This window comes from Mycolicibacterium neoaurum ATCC 25795, assembly GCF_000691525.1.
Taxonomy (GTDB): Bacteria; Actinomycetota; Actinomycetes; order Mycobacteriales; family Mycobacteriaceae; genus Mycobacterium; species Mycobacterium neoaurum.
Genome location: NZ_JMDW01000017.1, coordinates 72,011 through 90,954, shown reverse-complemented (window position 1 = coordinate 90,954; position 18,944 = coordinate 72,011). Strand labels below are relative to the sequence as shown.

The 18,944-nt window shown below is 65.3% G+C and carries 14 protein-coding genes; 10 read left to right on the top strand and 4 right to left on the bottom strand.

Annotated features, from left to right (window positions below; genetic code table 11):
- The first annotated feature begins 22 nt into the window (after window positions 1-22).
- The 3 genes from zwf (at window position 23) to IC40_RS0122905 (ending at window position 5,201) form a co-directional block, all read left to right on the top strand.
- Window positions 23-1,402 (top strand): glucose-6-phosphate dehydrogenase, encoded by a 1,380-nt coding sequence (gene zwf / locus IC40_RS0122915; protein ID WP_030137004.1) that lies wholly within the window; start codon window positions 23-25, stop codon window positions 1,400-1,402.
- Window positions 1,395-3,209, top strand: coding sequence for a glycoside hydrolase family 15 protein (locus IC40_RS0122910; protein ID WP_030137003.1), 1,815 nt, complete (start codon window positions 1,395-1,397; stop codon window positions 3,207-3,209). Before zwf ends, IC40_RS0122910 begins: the two co-directional genes overlap by 8 nt.
- 126 nt (window positions 3,210-3,335) lie before the next feature.
- Window positions 3,336-5,201, top strand: coding sequence for a hypothetical protein (locus tag IC40_RS0122905; RefSeq protein WP_036470652.1), 1,866 nt, complete (start codon window positions 3,336-3,338; stop codon window positions 5,199-5,201).
- A gap of 12 nt (window positions 5,202-5,213) precedes the next feature.
- Here IC40_RS0122905 and IC40_RS26970 read toward each other — a convergent pair whose 3' ends face one another.
- The 4 genes from IC40_RS26970 to IC40_RS0122885 form a co-directional block, all read right to left on the bottom strand.
- Window positions 5,214-6,953, bottom strand: coding sequence for a beta-galactosidase (locus tag IC40_RS26970; protein ID WP_051644420.1), 1,740 nt, complete (start codon window positions 6,951-6,953; stop codon window positions 5,214-5,216).
- A gap of 167 nt (window positions 6,954-7,120) precedes the next feature.
- On the bottom strand, window positions 7,121-9,124 hold the full coding sequence (locus tag IC40_RS0122895; RefSeq protein WP_030137000.1) for a fatty acid desaturase: 2,004 nt from the start codon (window positions 9,122-9,124) through the stop codon (window positions 7,121-7,123).
- Window positions 9,125-9,256: 132 nt separating this feature from the next.
- Window positions 9,257-10,486 (bottom strand): PucR family transcriptional regulator, encoded by a 1,230-nt coding sequence (locus tag IC40_RS0122890; RefSeq protein WP_030136999.1) that lies wholly within the window; start codon window positions 10,484-10,486, stop codon window positions 9,257-9,259.
- A 10-nt stretch (window positions 10,487-10,496) separates the two neighbouring features.
- Window positions 10,497-11,498: an acrylyl-CoA reductase family protein gene (locus IC40_RS0122885; protein ID WP_030136998.1), complete on the bottom strand. Its 1,002-nt coding sequence runs from the start codon at window positions 11,496-11,498 to the stop codon at window positions 10,497-10,499.
- A gap of 267 nt (window positions 11,499-11,765) precedes the next feature.
- On the opposite strand from IC40_RS0122885, the gene IC40_RS0122880 reads away from it, so the two are divergent.
- The 7 genes from IC40_RS0122880 (at window position 11,766) to IC40_RS0122850 (ending at window position 18,941) form a co-directional block, all read left to right on the top strand.
- A complete protein-coding gene (locus IC40_RS0122880) occupies window positions 11,766-13,418 on the top strand; it encodes an ABC transporter substrate-binding protein (protein WP_030136997.1) in 1,653 nt (550 codons plus the stop codon).
- Window positions 13,419-13,420: 2 nt separating this feature from the next.
- The gene (locus tag IC40_RS0122875) at window positions 13,421-14,458 is read left to right on the top strand and encodes an ABC transporter permease (RefSeq protein ID WP_042509580.1); all 1,038 of its coding nucleotides are present in this window, start codon (window positions 13,421-13,423) and stop codon (window positions 14,456-14,458) included.
- A 1-nt stretch (window position 14,459) separates the two neighbouring features.
- A complete protein-coding gene (locus tag IC40_RS0122870; RefSeq protein ID WP_019513413.1) occupies window positions 14,460-15,422 on the top strand; it encodes an ABC transporter permease in 963 nt (320 codons plus the stop codon).
- Window positions 15,419-16,450, top strand: coding sequence for an ABC transporter ATP-binding protein (locus IC40_RS0122865; protein WP_030136995.1), 1,032 nt, complete (start codon window positions 15,419-15,421; stop codon window positions 16,448-16,450). The genes IC40_RS0122870 and IC40_RS0122865 overlap by 4 nt, the downstream gene beginning before the upstream one ends.
- On the top strand, window positions 16,447-17,466 hold the full coding sequence (locus tag IC40_RS0122860; RefSeq protein ID WP_030136994.1) for an ABC transporter ATP-binding protein: 1,020 nt from the start codon (window positions 16,447-16,449) through the stop codon (window positions 17,464-17,466). Before IC40_RS0122865 ends, IC40_RS0122860 begins: the two co-directional genes overlap by 4 nt.
- 10 nt (window positions 17,467-17,476) lie before the next feature.
- Window positions 17,477-17,761 carry a hypothetical protein gene (locus IC40_RS0122855; protein ID WP_030136993.1) on the top strand — a complete coding sequence of 95 codons (285 nt, stop codon included), beginning with the start codon at window positions 17,477-17,479 and terminating at the stop codon, window positions 17,759-17,761.
- A 70-nt stretch (window positions 17,762-17,831) separates the two neighbouring features.
- The gene (locus IC40_RS0122850; RefSeq protein ID WP_030136992.1) at window positions 17,832-18,941 is read left to right on the top strand and encodes an FAD-dependent monooxygenase; all 1,110 of its coding nucleotides are present in this window, start codon (window positions 17,832-17,834) and stop codon (window positions 18,939-18,941) included.
- Window positions 18,942-18,944 lie beyond the last annotated feature (3 nt).

Sequence of the window (18,944 nt, the reverse complement as noted above, 5' to 3'; positions counted from 1 at the left end):
CCTTGGTGGGCAATAGACCAGGGTGCCCCGCCGAGATCTGAGCCCACACGTCTTCGTGGTGTTCGGCGCTACCGGCGACCTGGCCGCCAGAATGCTGTTCCCCGGGTTCTATCAGCTGGCGGCGTCGGGCCGGTTGCCCGACGACTACGCGATCATCGGGTCGGGTCGCCATGCACCCGAGGACTTCCGCGACACGGTCGCGACCGCCTTGCGTGACGCGAGCGACGATATCGACGACAACGTTCTGACGGACCTGCTCGGGCGGTTGAGCTTCGTGGTCTCGGATGCCGACGACGGTGCTGATCTGGCGGCTGCGGTGCGTCACAGCCGGGAAGATGTCGGCCCCGATGCCCGCGTACTGATCTATCTGTCGGTGCCGCCGGAAGCCATGGAACCGATGATCGACATGTTCGGTCGCGAAGGGATGGCCGAGGATGCCCGCGTCGTGGTGGAGAAGCCCTTCGGGACCGACCTGCAGTCTTCGCGCGAACTCGATGCCGCGCTGAAGAGAATCTTCGACGAGACGCAGATCTACCGGGTCGATCACTTCCTGGGCAAGGAGGCGGTGCAGAACATCCTGGCACTGCGCTTCGCCAACGGATTTCTCGAACCAGCCTGGCACGCAGGAAATCTGGAGTCCATACAGATCGATGTACCCGAGACGCTCACCATCGAGGGACGCGGCGGCTTCTACGAGTCGACAGGATGCTTCCGCGATATGGTCACCACGCATCTGTGTCAGCTACTCGGAATGATCGCCATGGAGCCGCCCGCGCGCCTCGACGAGAAGGGCCTGCGCGACGCGAAGGCCGCTGTCTTCGAAGCCATGCGCCCGATGGACCCACAGCGGGTGGTCTTCGGACAGTATGACGGCTACCTCGACGAGGATGGCGTGGCAGACGACTCGGATGTTGAAACATTCGTCGCTGCAGAGGTATTCGTCGACACCGAGCGATGGCGTGACGTCCCGTTCTACCTGCGCACCGGAAAGGCCATGGGCGACAACCGGCGTACCGTCACGCTGACCTTCGCCGCATCGACCGATCTGTTCGGAGCCCAACGCAATCGTGTGGTGCTCGAACTGACCGACGAACCCACCATCGGTCTGCACCTTGCCGCCAAAAGGCCGGGACCCGGGTTGGACGTGATGGCGGTCCACGCAGGCTTCGGTATGGGCGAGTCCGAGGGCGCAGAGGCGCCCATGGAGGCATACGAGCGGTTGCTGTTCGACGTGATGCGTGGCGACCAGATGCTGTTCACCCGCGCCGACGAGGTCGACCGACTCTGGCAGATATGCCAGCCGGTACTGGACAACCCGCCGGAAGTCCGGTCCTATCCCGCCGGCTCGTGGGGACCTGCCGCAGCAACGGCACTGACCGATTGGCACCTGCCGGATGACTGAGTCCCTCGCGATCTCCCAGCACGGATTGATCGGTGACCTGCGGACCTGCGCGCTGGTCGGCGCCGACGGCACCATCGACTGGTTCTGTGCACCGCGTTTCGACTCTGCCAGCGTGTTCGCCGCCATTCTCGATCAGGACAAGGGCGGCAGCTGGCAACTCACCCCGTGTGCCGACGTCACGCGTACCCAGCAGTTCTACTATCCGGACACCGCCGTGCTGATCACACGTTTCCTCACCGAGGACGGTGTGGTCGAAGTCCACGACTTCATGCCGGTGCTCGCTTCCGACGAAGAAGATCATCGCCAACGGCTGGTGCGCCGGATCAGCGGCGTCCGCGGCACCATGCGCCTGCAGATGCGCCTGGACGCCCGCCCGGACTACGCGCGCCAGTCCTGCACGGCCGAATACACCGGAGACGGTGTGTTGATCACCGGCGACGGGGTGCGGCTCGGCCTGATCGCCTCCACCGATCTCGATATCGAGGATGGTCCCGAAAACAGCGTCGTGACAGCCGACTTCGAACTTGCCTCGGGGCAGACCGCACTGTTCGTGCTGGAGATGCTGCAGGACGGCGACGATGTCACCGCCGACACGATGAGCCGGACCGACGCCCTCTTCGACGCCACCATCGCGTTCTGGCGCGACTGGATCTCCACCTCCAGCTACACCGGCCGCTGGCGGGAGATGGTGCACCGCTCGGCCATCACACTGAAGCTGCTGACCCACGAACCCACCGGCGCGATCGTGGCTGCCCCCACCATGAGCCTGCCCGCACCTGTCGGGGGCAGCCGCAATTGGGACTACCGGTACGTATGGATCCGGGACGCCGGGTTCAGTCTGTACGCGTTACTCCGGCTCGGATACGTCAACGAGGCAAGCGATTTCATCCGCTGGCTGTCCGAACGGATGGGTCAGCGCGACGGGGATGACGACCGCCGGCTGGGTCCGCTGCGGGTACTCTACGATATCGACGGCAACCTGCCCGAGGAGCACGAGCTCGACCATTTGAGCGGACACCGTCATTCCAAACCGGTACGGGTCGGCAATGCCGCGGCACGCCAGCTGCAGCTCGACATCTACGGCGAGATCATCGACTCGGTGTATCTGTTCAACAAGCACGGTCCGGGTATCAGCCACGATGCCTGGCATGACGTGATCGCGATCGTCGACTGGGTTGCCGAGAACTGGGATCGCACCGACGCGGGGATGTGGGAGATCCGCGACGAACCGCAGGCCTATACGACCTCACGGCTGATGTGCTGGGTCGCAATCGAGAGAGCGATCCGGATCGCCCGGGCGCGGGGACTTCCCGGTGATCTGGTGGCCTGGTCCAAGGCGCGCGACGATATCTACGACCGTATCATGACGAAATCGTGGAATTCCGATCTGCAGTCGTTCACCCGGGTCGAGGGCGGTGATGATCTGGATGCCGGGTTGTTGCTGATGCCGATGGTCAAGTTCTTGTCGCCCGCGGATCCGCGGTTCCTGTCCACGCTCGCCGCGATCGAGAAGCATCTCGTGACGGACAGTTTGGTCTTTCGCTACGAGCCGGGCACCGATGGGTTGGACGGCGAGGAAGGCACCTTCTCGATCTGCTCGTTCTGGTACGTGGAAGCGCTCACCCGGGCCGGACGGCTGGCAGATGCCCAGTTGGCGCTGGAGAAGATGTTCACCTATGCCAATCATGTCGGGTTGTACGCCGAGCAGGTGAGCGCGACCGGCGACCAGGTCGGCAACTTCCCGCAGGCATTCACCCATCTGGCGCTCATCAGCGCGGCGATCAATCTGGATCGCGCCCTGCCCTGACCGTCCGAGACGCTCCTGGGCCGACCCAGCGGCTTTGCCAAAACGACGTCCAGCGTGCGCTTTGTGGCTACTGTCCCATGACATCGCATGTTGTCAGCGTCGGGCTGGAGCGCAGGGGGGTCGTCGATGGAGGCTGTCGAGCGGATGGGCGCGCCGAGGACGCGCCGGCCGTGGCGGTATGGCGTAGCCGCGGTCACTCTCAGCGCGGGCCTCGTCGTCGCACCGATACACGGTGTGGCCTGGGCGGAGGGATCCGAGTCGACCGGCGGGACCGGATCGAACTCCGCTCCCGCCGACACGACGTCGAACCGGCCTGACACGACAAGCGAGGAGACCAAAAGGCCCGCGGATCACGGGAGTGAGAAGGGGCTCGAACCGGTTCGGTCGGGTCTGCCCGATGACCGGGAACCCGATGACAACGAATCGGCCGAACTCAATGACCATCAACCGGAAACAGTCGAGCCGGACGACGGCAGCACCGCCATACCCTCACCGACTCCCGAGGTTGACGTCCCGACACCGGGCACCGGGGAGGTCATCCCGCCCGGTATCACCCCCGATGATGATGAATCCGGGGAACCGACTCAACCCGAACCCGGCTCGGACCAGCAGCCCGAGGCCACCCGCGATCCGCAACCATCCCTGACCGAATCGACGCCGCAACCCCTGGCATCGTCCGGCTCACCGACCGAGCGCGATCGCGACGGACGGTTCGAAGACCGGCCCGCCCCGACATCGACTCGTGCCGAGGCCATCGGATCCGTCGGCCTACTCAACGCTCCGCTGTCGCAACCCGCACTCGGGACCGTCACGCCGGCGGCGGCTCTGGTCGAGGTCACCACACCTGCCCCGCCACAACCGCTGTCGCCGATCGCGGCGCTGATCGAACTGCCCGGCCGCATCGTCAATGCGATCCTGCAGTTCCTCGATTTCACCGTGGCCGCGACCGGGCCGCGCAGTCCGTTCCACATCGCGCCGATCAACGATCTGTTGTTTGCCGCATTCCGGGAGTTGGAGCGGTGGGCGGGTCTGCATCAGACTCCGTCGGTACAGCCTGCGCTTCCCACCATGGTCTACACCGGCCCCACCGACCGCCCGACGCCGACGGTCGCGCAGTTCCTCAATGCGTCGACGGCCGCGTACGGCCTGGGTACCACACCCGGTGGCCTGGTCCCGTTGACCGTCGACGGTTTTCAACTGCAGTCGACCAACATCTTCTCCGGGATGTCCGGCAAGGCGTGGGTGACACCGCAGGGCCAGGTCATCATCGCCTATCAGGGCACCACCGGTGGCACCAATCTATTGTTCAACCCGCTCATCACGATCGCCCAGATTGTCGCCGATCTACAGGTCGTCCTCACCGATACGACGCCCTGGGCCTTCTACGATGCGTTGGACTTCGCACGCAGGGTCCAAGAGGAAGCTGCCCTGCAGGGATATGCCCCCGACGACGTGTTCGTCACCGGGCACTCACTGGGCGGGTGGGAGGCGCAGTTCGTCGCGCAGCAGACCGGCCTGTCCGGTATCGGTTTCGAGGCCCCCGGAATGAACACGAGGGTCGACGGCAACGGTGCCACGTCGAACTTCGTCAACATCGCTCAGTACGGCAGTCCGGTGGCGTTCATGTCGACCGATCTGCCTGGGCTGCAACCGTTCCTCCCGCCGTTCGTGGCCGGCGGCGGCCTCAAACCGCACTACGGCCCGATCGTGATGATCGGTGACCGGGCGGCGATGAACCCGATCGTGAACTCCGCGGCCATGTGGGGCACCGGCCTGGTCGGCAGCGTCATTTTCGCGATCGACTTCTTCGCCAACTTCTTCCAGTACCACCTGATGGGTGTGCAGGCCTATCACCTTGACGTCGATCCCGATCCCGGCGTGGTCCCATGGTTGGGCACGCGCCAGGGAACCGTGCACATCGGCTACGGCGAGCTGACGATCCAGGAGCTGCTGAAGACCGCCTCCGATGACGGCATCCTGATCGCCCCCTGACCCCGGGCCGATTCAGTCGGCGGTGCCGTCACCCGAATCGCCGGCGTCCTCACCAACTGTCCGGTCGACCGGATCTTCTTTCGGGCCATCCGAAGTGCTGGTGACGACTCCGGTGTTGACCTCTGCGGGCTCACCGGCGATCGACGGCTCCTCCGGAGTCGTGAGCTCCCGACGGATGTCCACCTCGTCGGTCGACTCGACGATCTGTCCGTCCTCACTCTCACCCGCGGTCAGGTCGACATCGACCACGGGACCGGAAGGCTGTGCGGGCGGGGCGGTTTCGGTGGTCTCCGCGATGTCGTCCGGTGTGGCGTGGGTCGTGATCGAGTCGCCGTCAGTGTCGTCATCGCCGTCGCTGCTCACCTGCCGGCCCAGCATGCGCGCCGATTCCGTGTTCGGCGCCACCATGTCGGGGTTCGGCGGTGCGTCGGTGGTGACCGTCGTGCTCGCGGCTGCGGGGCGATTGACGCCCAGGATCGACCCCACGAAGCCGACGACCGCCTGGACGACCTGGGTGATCAGGTTAGGGATGAAGGCAAGTGCCTGACCGACCGCCCGCACGATCTGCTCGATGAAGGCCTGCAGCGGGTTGATCACCGGACCGGTCGGTGGGTTGAACTCGGCGATGAGGTTCTTGAGGACATCGGCTGCCAGCTTGCGGTCCCACGTGTAGGTCCACAGCCCGAGGTTGTCCTCCGGGACGGTGCTGTCGGGTTGGGTGTCACGGGTCTGATAGATGAATACCGGGCCGGCACCCTGGACGTTCTGCCACGTGCGCAGCAGATCTTCGATGAACGCGGCCTGCTGTTGTTCGGTCAGCTGGGAGTTCTGGTAGCTCACGTTCGTCGGCTGGCCGTACTCGGTGATCCACACCTTCAGATTGCCGTCGCCGTTCTGGACCATCAGCGCGCGCATCTCGCCGAGTTGTTCGATGGGGTAGTCGAACTGGTCGATCTGGGTGGCGCCGTTGGAGAACGGCAGCGAGTACAGGTAGGGGTGATAGGAGATGGCGTCGAAGTAGCCATGCGCCCCCGCGTCGTACATGCCCTGCAGGAATTCGACGGGACTCATGGCAGCCCCGTCCGGGTAGGTCGGTCCGGGTACTACCGAACCGGCGACCACGATCGCCGACGGGTCGGCGGCCTTGATGGATTGGTAGCCCGCCTTGAGGAGCTCGGTATAGGCCGCGGGATCGACCGGATCGAAGAAGATCCTCGCGGTCGGCTCGTTCCAGATCTCGTAGGTCGAGATACGTCCCGCGTATTTCTGCGCGAGAACGCCGACGAAGTCGCCGAACTTCTCCGGATCGGGGTGGCCGACCAATGCGGGCGATTCCGGCTCGGCCGAGGCCCACGCCGGTGTGTACAGGACGGTGCCCAGAATGCCCATATCGCGTTCGGTGGCCTTGGCGACCAACATGTCGAGTTTGTCCCAGTCGTAGACGCCCTCTTCGGGTTCGATGGCAGCCCAGAAGACACCGAGTCGGATGCTCTTGACGCCCAGGCTCTCCATCGCGTCCAGCGTCCGATCGATCTGCGCCTCGTCCATGGCGTAGAAGTCGTAACCCTCGGCGATGCCGATGGAACTGGGCAACTCCGCGATGGCAGCGATGGGCTGCACGGCGTAGCTCGCGGCCCGCGCCGTGAACGCGGTCGCCGGACCACCGATCCCACTGACCAGGGACAGGGTCACACCGGTGCTCGCCGCGGCGATGGCCAGGCGTTTCAGTGGGTTACGGGTGGGTCGTCCCATGGCTGGTGTCCTCACAAGCGCTGTTACACAGGAAACTCACAGTAGTGCACAGGAATGAGGTCAGGCCGGGCTTTCGGCGCACTCCACCGGGTTCTCGCAAATATTGACGCCGGTGCCCGAGCGGCGCGATGTTGCCGCAGCAAAAGCATCGCACGCCGGGGCGCCGATCACGTGTCGAAGTCGACCCCCACCGTGGAGCTGGTGGGGCGGGACTGACAGGCGAGGATGCGACCGGCACGTACCTGCTCGGTGTTGAGTGCGAAGTTCTGATCCATGGTGACGGTGCCGGAGGTGAGCGATGCCGCACAGCTCCCGCACGCACCGCCCATGCAGGCATACGGAGCGGGGATCCGATTGCGCAGGGCAGCCTCCAGAAGCGTCTCACCGGCATTGAGCGAGACCGTCCGGGTGCTGCCGCGCAGCCCGATGGTCAGTTCCGCGGCGATCGAATCTGATGGTCTGCTCGGCGCGGCCACAGCACGGAAAAGTTCGAGATGGATCCGATCATCCGGTACTCCGGCGTCTGTCAGGTTGTCGCGCAGGTGTGTCACCAACTCCTGTGGTCCGCAGAGCAACCAGCGGTCCACCGCGTGCACACCGCTGCCGATGACACTGCACACCATCGGATAGTCGATGCGACCCGGCAGCGCCCCGTCCGCCGGGTCGGCGGATCGCACGTGCCGCACGCGAAGCCGGTCGCCGAAGCGGGACTGCAGGTCCATGAGTTCGGCACGGAACATCGTCGATTCCGTGGTCCGGTTCCCATAGATGAGCGTGCAACGACTCTCGGGTTCGACCTCCAAGATGCCCGTCACGGCGGACAGCACCGGGGTGATCCCACTGCCCGCCGCGATGGCCACATACTCGCCTCGGATGTCCGGGTCCGCCGGCGGACAGAAATCCCCTGTGGGAGATCCCATTTCGAGTGTGGCGCCGGCGCGCAGGTGTTCGGTGGCGAACGTCGAGAACATTCCGTCGGCGATCCGCCGGACCGCGATGGCGAGTTCGCCGGAATCGGGGGAGGTGCATATCGAGTACGTGCGCCGAATGTCCTGCCCGTCCAGTCGGTGATGGACGGTGAGATGTTGGCCTGCGCGGAAACGGAATTGTTCGCGTAGGTCGACGGGAACATCGAAGCTGATCCGGACGCTGTCGGGCGTCAGCGGTTCGACGTTGCGTACGACCAGGGTGTGGGTCGCTCCGGACTTGCGTGGGGCATGCACCGGGATCAACCGAGAAAGACTGCCGTTCAATTCTTTCCAGGTCTGGTACTGCTCGGCATCGAGTTGCTGCCCGAAGGCCGTGAGTAGCGCCGGGTTGTGCTCCAGATAGGCCGCCTCGTTGCGTCGCCACGCCGCGACGTAGCGGTGGAACGGGATCGACGGATGTAGATGGTGGACCAGGTGGTAGTTCTGCGACAGCAGCAGGGGTGTCAGAATCCACTCGGCACCGACCCGGTTGCGGGTCGCCCGATAACGGTTCTGCCGGTGGGTGTCGGTCAGATCGTGGTGGGGTAGCCAGTCGAACCACCAGGCCAGCACGAACATCGCGACACGCTCGGGGATGAGATAGATCAGTGCGAGTAGCCATAGATGCCCGGAGAATCCGGCGATCGCGACCGCGGCGACCGACAACGTCATCAGGGCGGCCGTTTCGAGAATCTCCGAGCGTGGCCGGGTGTCCATGTTGCGCAACAGAAATCGCAGATACGGCACGTCCATCAACGGGAAACGCAGCGGGAGTTGCCAGCGTGGGGCCGCGCTGACGAAATGGTCGGGATCGTTGTCGCCGTCGTTGGTGTTGAGGTGGTGTTCGATGTGGATGAAGGCGAACGACTTGAACGAGATCAGTGGCGAGACGAACAGCATCGCCACGCGGCCGAAGGCCACATTGACCCAGCGGTGGCGGCTTATCGAGTAGTGCGATGCGTCGTGCAGCACGGTGAACAGGACGAAGATCGCGGCGGCGCTCAGTGTGACGGTCACGAGTGCGGGTAGCCGAGATGTCAGAGCTGCCCAGGTCGAGATGCCGAATACGCCGATGGCGGCCACAAAGATGGCGACCGTCGGCCAGGACAGCGCGGGGATCTGCTCGCCGGGGTCGGGCACGGGTTCCGGCGTGGTGGCGGGCGCACCGGAGTGCGGGGCGGGCTGTTGGATGGTGATGGACACGGCGTAGGTCCTCTTCCGCGACGAGTGAGTGTCTCGAAAGTAGGTCTGCGGATGCCCGCGGGACAATGACCCCGCCGCACCTGCGCATGTGCTGGCCGCACATCGATGGACCGGCGAAGCGTGGCCAATCGGTTATGTCGGCCGCAGTGCCGATGCGCCGAGCACGTCACAGATGTGCAGGGCGGCATACACCTGGGCGCGTCGCGCAGCCACCGGCCCGCCGATCCGCTCCTCCGCACGGCGCACTCGTTGTAGCACCGTATTGCGATGTACGCCGAGCGTCTCCGCCGCGGCTTTGAGACTGCCCTGGGCGGTCAGGAAAGCCAGCAGCGCGCTGCGCTCTGCCTCGGTCTTGGCGTCGTCATGAGCCAGATCGCCGAGTTCGTCGTGGACGAACTCGCGAGCACCGTCGAGGTCCTGGGTCATCAAATCCACCAGGGCGATATCGCTGAAGTAGGTGACCCGTGCGGTCCACCCACCGAGCTCGGCGACCCGACGTGCGCGCATGGCCTGTCGGTGGGAGGTCCGGAAACCGGCTGGACCTGGATGGACCGCACCCACGGCGATATGGACGTCGAGGTCGACCGATGAGGGCGGTGGCGGCAGGTCCGTCGAGCTATCGAGGGAGGCGGCGACCCAACCCCACAGGCAGCGTGCACCGGCCGGGATGACCAACGGGTGGTCGGTACCGAGGGCTTTCGCGAAGCGTTGGGCCACCGCGGGCAGATCGACGCCGTTGTCCGCGGTCCAGCAGACAAATCCGAGCTGGCCGCCGGTGAGTCGATGCCCCAGTACGGTTTCGGCGTTACGCAGATCGACCCGCTCGTCGGCCAGCAGGGCGCGCACCACGTCGCTGCGCTCGGCCCGGTCCCGGCTCTGTCGCCGGTCGAGTTCGGCGACATACTCCGAGGACACCGAGGTCGAGATGCGATCGATGTACTGGAAACCGAACTTCTCGACCTCGAGGAACAGCCGCAACGATTCGGCGGGATCGGGCACCTGGGCGGTGAGCGCTTCGGCGAACCTACCGGTGAAGTATTGATGACCAAGGCGATAGAAGCGCAGCATCACATCGAGGCTGTGGCCCCGCGATGCCATCGCGCGGGCGTGCTCGAGTGCGGTCACCGGCGCCTCGGCCGCGGTCGCATCGATACCGTGCCGGACCATCGAGAGCACCGCCTCGAGGTTCGACGAGCACGACCCGAGAGTCAGCCCGCGCAGCTCCGGATCGGCCGTGATCTCGGGAATGTGGTGCGCGAGATGTTCGAGCATGTCATCGGCCAACGCGGAGACGTCGCCGAGTAGCGCAGCGGCCACGGCCTGGACCGTCGGCGAACCGTCGGCGGCAGGTCGCGGGTCCACGTAGCGGACTTTAATGGTTGCGCACGCGCACCAAGGTCCGTCCTCGGTTACCGCCGCCACGGATTCGCTCCAATGCCGCCGGCACCTCGTCGAGACCGACCTCGCCGGCCACCAGCTCCTCCAGCAGCGGTGGGCGTAGGTCGCGCCCGAGTCTGGCCCACACGTCACGCCGGCGAGCTATCGGGCATTGCACCGAATCGACTCCCAGGAGCGCGATTCCGCGCAAGATGAAGGGGAAAACGGTGGTGGACAAAGCTACTCCGCCGGTATTGCCCGAGGCGGCCACGGCGGCGCCGTAGCGCAACGAGGCCAGCACGGCGGCCAGCGTCTCGCCGCCGACGCAGTCGACCGCGGCGGTCCATCGCTCCTTCTGCAATGGCCGTGCCGGATCGCCGAGAGCCGCGCGGTCCACCACCTCGGCCGCACCCAGTGTGCGCAGCCAGTCGCCGGCATCGGATTTGCCGGTCACCGCGGTGACCGAGAAGCCGCGCGCGGCAAGGATGGACACCGCGATACTGCCCACACCACCCGTGGCGCCGGTGACCAGCACCGGTCCGTCATCGGTGGTGGTCAAACCGCGCTCCTCCAAGGCGATCACGCTGAGGGCGGCGGTGAATCCCGCGGTGCCCACGATCATGGCCTCCCGCATGCTCAATCCGTCGGGCAGTGGCACCACCCAGTCGGCGGGGACCCGGGCGTACTCACTGAATCCACCGTGATGTGCGACGCCGAGGTCGTAGCCGTGCACGAGCACCTCGGCGCCCGTGTCCAGTCCGGAGCTTCCCGGGTCGACGACGGTGCCGGCCAGGTCGATCCCCGGGATGAGCGGGTCGATGCGGGCGACCTTGCCGTCCTTACTGGCGGCCAACGCATCCTTGAAGTTGACGCTCGACCACGACACCTCGATCAGGACATCGCCCTCGCCCAGATCCGATATCGGGATCGAACGGACCTGCAGCACGGTCTCGTCGCCGGTCGAATCGGCGACGAGCGCCTTCGCCTGTTCGGTCATGGGCTGCTCCTTCTGCACTGGATGCGTTCCGGTGTCGTGATCGCTGCGGGGTGGATTGCCGTTCTTCTCCGTCGTACACGCACATCGCGACGTGCTGGTCACGGGCCCACGTTTCAGGAATGTTTCCTGTCAAATGTGTTCACGGCGAGAATATTTACGCCGTTCACCGTGCGCGATCTCAGATTTGGGTCCAAGATGGCTACCCGGGTCGCTCGAGAAGCGTAAACGTGGACGGATTCACCCGTGCCGCTGAACCTAGGGAGCCAGATGAGCAAGCTGCGCAATGCGCTGCGCAAGATGACGGTGTTGTCCTGCACGTCGGCGGTGGCCGTATTCGGCGTCGCGGCGTGCGGCAGCGAGGGGTCCGAAGGATCGGGTGGAGGCGAGATCAACATCTCGATGACGTCGTTCCCGGACTACATCGACCCGCAACTGTCCTACACGCTGGAGGGGTGGGAGGTGCTCTACAACACCTACACCCCGCTGCTGACCTACAAGCACGCAAAAGGGGAGGACGGCACCGAGATCGTCCCGGGCCTGGCCACCGATATGCCCGAGATCTCCGATGACGGCAAGACCTACAAGCTGAAGCTGCGGTCGGGGATGAAGTACTCCGACGGCACCGATATCAAGGCATCGGACTTCACCTATGCCATCCAGCGGTTGTTCAAGGCCGACAGCGGTGGTTCTGTGTTCTACAGCGGCATCGTCGGCGCCCCGCAGTACGCCGACGGCACAGCCGACACCATCAGCGGCATCGTCACCGACGACGCGACCGGCGACATCACCATCACCCTCGACGCCGCCAACGGCACCTTCGAGAACGTGCTCGGCCTGCCGTTCGCCGCACCGGTGCCACCGAGCACCCCGCTGTCCGATGACGCCACGAACAGCCCGCCGCCCTCCAGTGGTCCGTTCATGATCACCAAGGTCGAGGCGCCCCAGACGCTCACCATGGAGCGCAACCCCAACTTCTCGACCGTCCGCGACGCCGGTGCCACCGGGGTCGCCGATGCCCAGGTCGACAAGATCATCGTGACCCAGAACAAGAGCAACACCGCGCAGGTCACCGGCGTCGAGCAGAACACCATCGACTTCATGGTCGACCCACCCGATGCCGACCGCCTGCAGGAGGTGAAAACCCGCTTCGGCGAACGGTTCCGGCTGGAGGAGTCGATCAACACCTACTACTTCTGGATGAACAACCAGACCGCGCCGTTCAACGATGTGCGCGTGCGCCAGGCGGTCAACTACGCCATCGACCCCGAGGCGCTCAACCGCGTCTTCGGCGGGCGCCTGCACCCGACGCAGCAGATCCTGCCGCCGGGTATGCCGGGTTATGAGGAGTACAAGCTGTATCCCGGGCCAGATATGGACAAGGCCAGAGCGCTTCTGGCCGAGGCGAATCCCACCGATCGCGATATCACGGTGTGGACAAATGACGAGCCCGACCGCAAACGGATCGGCGAGTACTACCACGACGTGCTCAACCAGCTCGGCTTCAACGCGACGCTGAAGGTGATCGCCGGTGATGTCTACTTCACCACGATCGGTAATCAGTCGACGCCCGATCTGGACACCGGTTTCGGCAACTGGTTCCAGGATTTCCCGCACCCGGACGACTTCTTCCGGCCGTTGCTCAACAGTGCGGCGATCCTGCCGACCAATGGCAACAACTTCTCCCGGGCGTCCTATCCCGAACTGGACGCGAAGATGGACGAACTGCTGACCAAGCAACTCACCGAGGGTGACACCGAGGCGCAGTACGCCGCGCTGGACAAGGCCTATATGGAGGAGGCGGCCTGGGCGCCCTACGGTAACGAGCAGTTCACCACGTTCGTCTCCGACCGCATCGACTTCGACAAGGCCTACCACCATCTCCTGTTCAACCAGGACTGGTCGGCCCTGGCGCTGAAGTAGGTATGACCACCCCGTCCGATGCGGTGGAGGCACCGGGGGAACCCGTTCTTCCTCCCGGTGTTCCCGCCGAGCAGATCCGTGGGCGCAGCCCGTGGTATCTGGCCGGGCTCCGGCTGCGGCGCAACAGGATCAGCCTTGCCTTCGGGGCGTTGTTCGTACTGATCGTGCTGTTCTGTCTGGCGGCCCCGCTGTGGGCCGATCACATCGCCCACACCGGGCCGAACGAGAATCACATCACCGATACCGTGCAGATCGACGGTCGCGATGTCGATGTGGTTTCCCCGGACGGCACGCCGATCGGTCCCGGCCTGCACGGCAGGTACCTGCTGGGTGCCGACCAGAACGGTCGCGATGTGATGGTGCGGCTCATGTACGGCGGACGGACCTCGATCTTCATCGGTGTCGCAGCGGCGGCCATCACCACGGTGCTGGCCGTCCTGGTCGGGTTGCTGTGCGGCTACTACCGCGGATGGATCGACGCGACGCTGTCGCGGGTGATGGACGTGGTGTGGGCGTTTCCCGTGCTGCTGTTGGGCATCGCTCTGGGCACCGCACTGGCCTTGGGCGGCTTGAAGATCGGCGCATTCCAGATCGCCGGGGACTCGCTGTGGATCCCGATCATGATCATCGGGCTGGTGTACGTGCCCTATATGGCACGTCCGATCCGCGGTGAGATCCTCGCGCTGCGGGAGAAGGAATTCGTCGAGGCGGCGGTCGCGCAGGGGAAGGGCCCGGTGCGCATCATGGTCAGCGAGCTGCTGCCCAATGTCGTGTCGACCATCATCGTGTTCTTCACCCTCAACATCGCCAACAACATGCTGCTGGAGTCGGCGTTGTCGTTCCTGGGCGCGGGTGTGCGAGCGCCCAACGCCTCCTGGGGCACGATGATCGCCGACGGCTACCAGACGATCTACACCGCCCCGCACCTGACCATCGTGCCCGGTCTGATGATCGTCTTGACGGTGTTGTCGCTCAACGTGTTCGGCGACGGGCTACGCGATGCCCTCGATCCGCGCGCCAAGATCCGGTTGGAGCACTGAGATGCTGCGTTTCGTGGTGCGACGGCTCGTCGGCATGGTCGGTGTGCTGTTCGCGATATCGGTACTGGTGTTCTTGATCTTCAACGTGATTCCCAATTCGGATCCGGCGGCCCGCATCGCCGGGAAGAACGCCGATCCGGAACTGATCGCCAGGGTCAGCGCCGATCTGGGACTCGATCAGCCGCTCTACGTGCAGTACCTGACGATGATGAAGCAGATCTTCACCGGCCAGTTGACCTCGTATGCCAGCTCGCAGAATGTGGTCGAGCAGATATGGAAGGGACTGCCCGCGACACTGTCGCTGTGCATCGGCGCCGCGGTGCTGTGGATGGCGCTGGCGATCTGGTTCGGCTATCTCAGCGCCGTGCACGCCGGCAAGTTCACCGACCGCGCGCTGACCGTGCTGTCGCTGGTCGGGATATCGATGCCGGTGTTCTGGCTGGCCGCGATCCTGTTGTACTACTTGAGCTTCAAGGCCGAACTGTTCCCGACCAGTAGTTACGTCCCACTGACCAAGGACCCACTCGATTGGGCGTATCACCTGATCTTGCCCTGGCTGACGCTGGCCGTGCTCTACGTCGGTTTCTACAGTCGGGTGCTGCGGTCCAACATGCTCGACGTGATGAACGAAGACCATGTGCGCACGGCGCGCGCGAAGGGCATCAGCGAACGGCAGATCCGCATCAAGCATGTGCTGCGCAACTCGATGATCCCCATCGTCACGCTGTTCGGGCTGGACTTCGGTGTCGTCGTAGGGGGCGGGGCCATCCTGACCGAGACGGTGTTCAACCTCAACGGTGTCGGACTGTATGCCGGACAGGCGATCGGCACGCTGGACCTGCCGCCGCTGATCGGGGTCACGATGTTCGGCGCGTTCTTCATCGTGCTGTTCAACACCCTGGTCGACGTGGCCTACGCATTCCTCGATCCACGGATCCGGCTCGGAGAGGCGGCACCGGTATGAGTCCGATACTCGAAGTCGAGGACCTGCGGGTCAGCTTCGCCACCCAGGACGGTGTGGTGGGCGCGGTCGACGGGGTGTCCTTCGCCCTGGAAGCCGGTGAGGTGCTGGCCATCGTCGGGGAGTCCGGCTCCGGTAAGAGTGTCACGGCGCAGACCGTGATCGGACTGACCCGTGCGCCGAACGCCACCATCGGTGGAGCGGTCCGGTTCGGCGGGCGCGACCTGACCCAACTGGACGACCGGGAATTACAGGGCGTGCGAGGCGAACACATCGCCATGGTGTTCCAGGACCCGATGACATCGCTGAATCCGGTGTACCGGGTGGGGGACCAGATCATCGAGATGATCCGGGCGCACCGCACGGTCTCCCGTGCCGAAGCACGCGACCGGGCGATCGAACTGCTGCGCACCGTCGGCATCCCCAATCCCGAACGCCGCGTGAAGGATTACCCGCACGAGTTCTCCGGGGGCATGCGGCAGCGCGTCATGATCGCCATGGCGCTGTCGCTGGAGCCGGAGGTGTTGATCGCCGACGAACCGACGACTGCGCTGGACGTCACGATCCAGGCCCAGATACTGTGCCTGCTCGCCCAATTGAACGCCGAACGTGGGCTGGCGGTGGTGCTGATCACCCATGATCTCGGCGTGGTGGCCGAGGTCGCGGACCGGGTGCTGGTGATGTACGCCGGGCAGGTGGTCGAGGATGCCGGGGTCGACGACATCTTCTACGATCCGCGACATCCCTACACCTGGGGGCTTTTCGGTTCACTCACACCGCTTGATGCGCCGCAGCATTCGCGGTTGCCGCATATCGGCGGCGCCCCGCCGTCTTTGTTGTCACCACCGTCGGGGTGCCGGTTCGCACCGCGCTGCCCGCACGTCTTTGATGCCTGTGCACAGCTGCCCGCACTGACTCTCGATGACAGCGCGGCCGGGCACCGGGACCGGTGTTGGCTGGAACCGGAACAGAAGACCGCCCTGCGGCTTGTCGACGGGCGCATCGGATTAGGTAAGCCGGTGGCACTGTGAGTCGGGGCGAGCCGCTGCTGGAGGTCACCGATCTGGTCAAGCATTTCCCGATCAAGGCCGGCGCGATCATCGAGCGTGAGGTGGCGCGGGTGCGGGCCGTCGACGGGGTGAGCTTGACCCTGCGCGAAGGCGAAACCTTGGGCCTGGTCGGCGAGTCCGGTTGTGGGAAGTCGACGCTGTGCCGGCTGGTCCTGCAGCTGACGGCGCCCACCTCGGGATCGGTGCGCTTCCGAGGGCAGGAACTGGTCGGCCGGTCCCGCCGGGATCTGCGGCCGATCCGCCGGGATATCCAGATGGTGTTCCAGGACCCGTATGCCTCGCTCAACCCGCGTAAGCGGATCGGTCAGATCATCGGGGATCCGATCGAGTTGCACGGGCTGGCCAGCGGCGGCGAGGTGAAGCGCCAGGTGCAGGACCTGCTGGACCGCGTGGGTTTGGCGCCCGAGCATTACAACCGGTTCCCGCATGAGTTCTCCGGCGGTCAGCGGCAACGCATCGGGATCGCCCGCGCGCTGGCCCTGCGGCCCAAGCTGATCATCGCCGATGAGCCGGTTTCCGCGCTCGATGTGTCGGTGCAGGCCCAGATCATCAACCTTTTCGAGGATCTGCAGGACGAGTTCGGTTTGTCGTATCTGTTCGTGGCGCATGATCTCGGCGTCGTGCGGCACGTATCGGACCGGGTGGCGGTGATGTACCTGGGCAAGATCGTCGAAACAGGTCCGGCCAGCGAGCTTTACGACCATCCGTTCCATCCGTACTCGGGGGCGCTGCTGTCTGCGGTCCCGATCCCCGACCCTCGCCGCAACGCCGCGCGCGAGCGCCTGATCCTCGACGGTGATGTGCCCAGCCCGATCGATCCGCCGTCGGGATGCCGCTTCCGCACCCGGTGCAGGTGGGCGACCGATATCTGTGCCGACCAGGAACCGGCGTTGCTCGAGCGGGAGCCGGCGCACGCGGCGGCCTGTCACCATCCGCGCAATATCGAGGCTGCCGTCGGGTCCGCGCCGGCTCAATAGACTGAACGACATGTTCGATCGGCGGATCTTCAGCGACCCTCCGGTGCCACTGAGCGCGGCCCAGGAGCGCACGGCCAAGCATGCGGCGATGCGGGCGGCGCGGGAGGCGCGCCGCTCGTTGCGGACCGCGCGGGGGCAGTACCGGCGCTATCGGGCGGTTGCCGGGGACTGTTATCTGGATTGGCCGCGCTGGCATGCGGAGTACCTGCAGGAGTACCGCGGCGGGCCGATGGTGGACGAGGGCGGGACCAGCGTCAGCACACCGTTGTACGGGGGAGGACTGGGCGCACCCTGACGTACCGGGCACCCACTAAAGCAACAAAAAGTTGCTATAGTGGGTGCCCTGCTGTTCGAAGGGGTTGGCGATGCGCATTTTGGTGAGCGGGGCCGGCGTGGCCGGTCTGAGCGCGGGGATAGATCTGGCGCGGGCCGGCCACGATGTCGAGGTGATCGAGCGGGCCGGTCATCTGCGGGTCAACGGCTCGCCGATCGACGTGCGCGGTGCTGCTCTCGACACTGCGCGCAGCATGGGCATTCTCGATGCCGTGCATGCACATCGCATCACGATGACCGAGCAGACGGCGTTTGTCGACCGGTCCGGTGCGGCCGTCGCCACCCTGGTGCGCGACGAGATCGACGAGTCACCCGAGGACGTCGAGATCCCTCGCGAGGATCTGATGAACATCCTGCGCGCGGCCCTGCCTGCGACGGTGGACCTGCGATTCCGGGAGTCCGTCACGCGCCTGGACGATGATGGCGAACGGGTGTCGGTCGGCTTGGCTTCCGGTCGCCACGGCGTCTACGACTTCGTCGTCGGCGCCGACGGGGTGCACTCGGCGGTGCGCAGGCTGGTATTCGGTCCGGAGCATCAATTCACCGAGCATCTCGGCATGTATGTCGCGATTGCCGAGGCGCCAGAGCAATCGAGGTCGGGCAACCGCACCTCCGAGGTGCTGAACCTGCCGGGGCTGATGGCCGGCGTAGCCCGCTACCGAGATAAGGCATTGGCGCTGTTCGAGTTTCGATCCGAGCCGTTGGACTACGACTATCACGACATCGACGCGCAGAAGCGCATCCTGGCCGACGCCTTCGCCGGTGTCGACGACTGGAAAGTGCCGGAGCTGATCGACGCGGCGCAACGCGATCCCGAGCTCTACTTCGACGCACTCGCCCAGATAAAGATGCAGTGCTGGCACCGCGGCCGGGTCGTCCTCATCGGTGATGCCGCGCATTGCGCGACGCCGATGGCCGGGCGGGGCACCTCGCTGGCGCTGCGCGGGGCGTGGACGCTGACCGAAGAGTTGCGCCGCTGCACTGATCTCGACGAGGTGTTCAGCAGCTACGAGCAGCGGATGCGTCCGGAAGTGGCCGCGGCGCAGGAATTCGCCTGCGTCGGGGCCGATATCGTGCTCCCCGCCACGTGGCAGGCCATCGAGGCGCGCAACACCCGGCTGCGCGCGGCCCAGCCGCTCTAGGGT

Coding starts and splice junctions, on each gene's coding strand:
- IC40_RS0122850 (WP_030136992.1), top strand. CDS start 17,832: ATGCGCATTTTGGTGAGCGGGGCCGGCGTGGCCGGTCTGAGCGCGGGG.
- IC40_RS0122880 (WP_030136997.1), top strand. CDS start 11,766: ATGAGCAAGCTGCGCAATGCGCTGCGCAAGATGACGGTGTTGTCCTGC.
- IC40_RS0122910 (WP_030137003.1), top strand. CDS start 1,395: ATGACTGAGTCCCTCGCGATCTCCCAGCACGGATTGATCGGTGACCTG.
- IC40_RS0122885 (WP_030136998.1), bottom strand. CDS start 11,498: ATGACCGAACAGGCGAAGGCGCTCGTCGCCGATTCGACCGGCGACGAG.
- IC40_RS0122875 (WP_042509580.1), top strand. CDS start 13,421: ATGACCACCCCGTCCGATGCGGTGGAGGCACCGGGGGAACCCGTTCTT.
- IC40_RS0122855 (WP_030136993.1), top strand. CDS start 17,477: ATGTTCGATCGGCGGATCTTCAGCGACCCTCCGGTGCCACTGAGCGCG.
- IC40_RS0122865 (WP_030136995.1), top strand. CDS start 15,419: ATGAGTCCGATACTCGAAGTCGAGGACCTGCGGGTCAGCTTCGCCACC.
- IC40_RS0122905 (WP_036470652.1), top strand. CDS start 3,336: ATGGAGGCTGTCGAGCGGATGGGCGCGCCGAGGACGCGCCGGCCGTGG.
- IC40_RS26970 (WP_051644420.1), bottom strand. CDS start 6,953: ATGGGACGACCCACCCGTAACCCACTGAAACGCCTGGCCATCGCCGCG.
- IC40_RS0122870 (WP_019513413.1), top strand. CDS start 14,460: ATGCTGCGTTTCGTGGTGCGACGGCTCGTCGGCATGGTCGGTGTGCTG.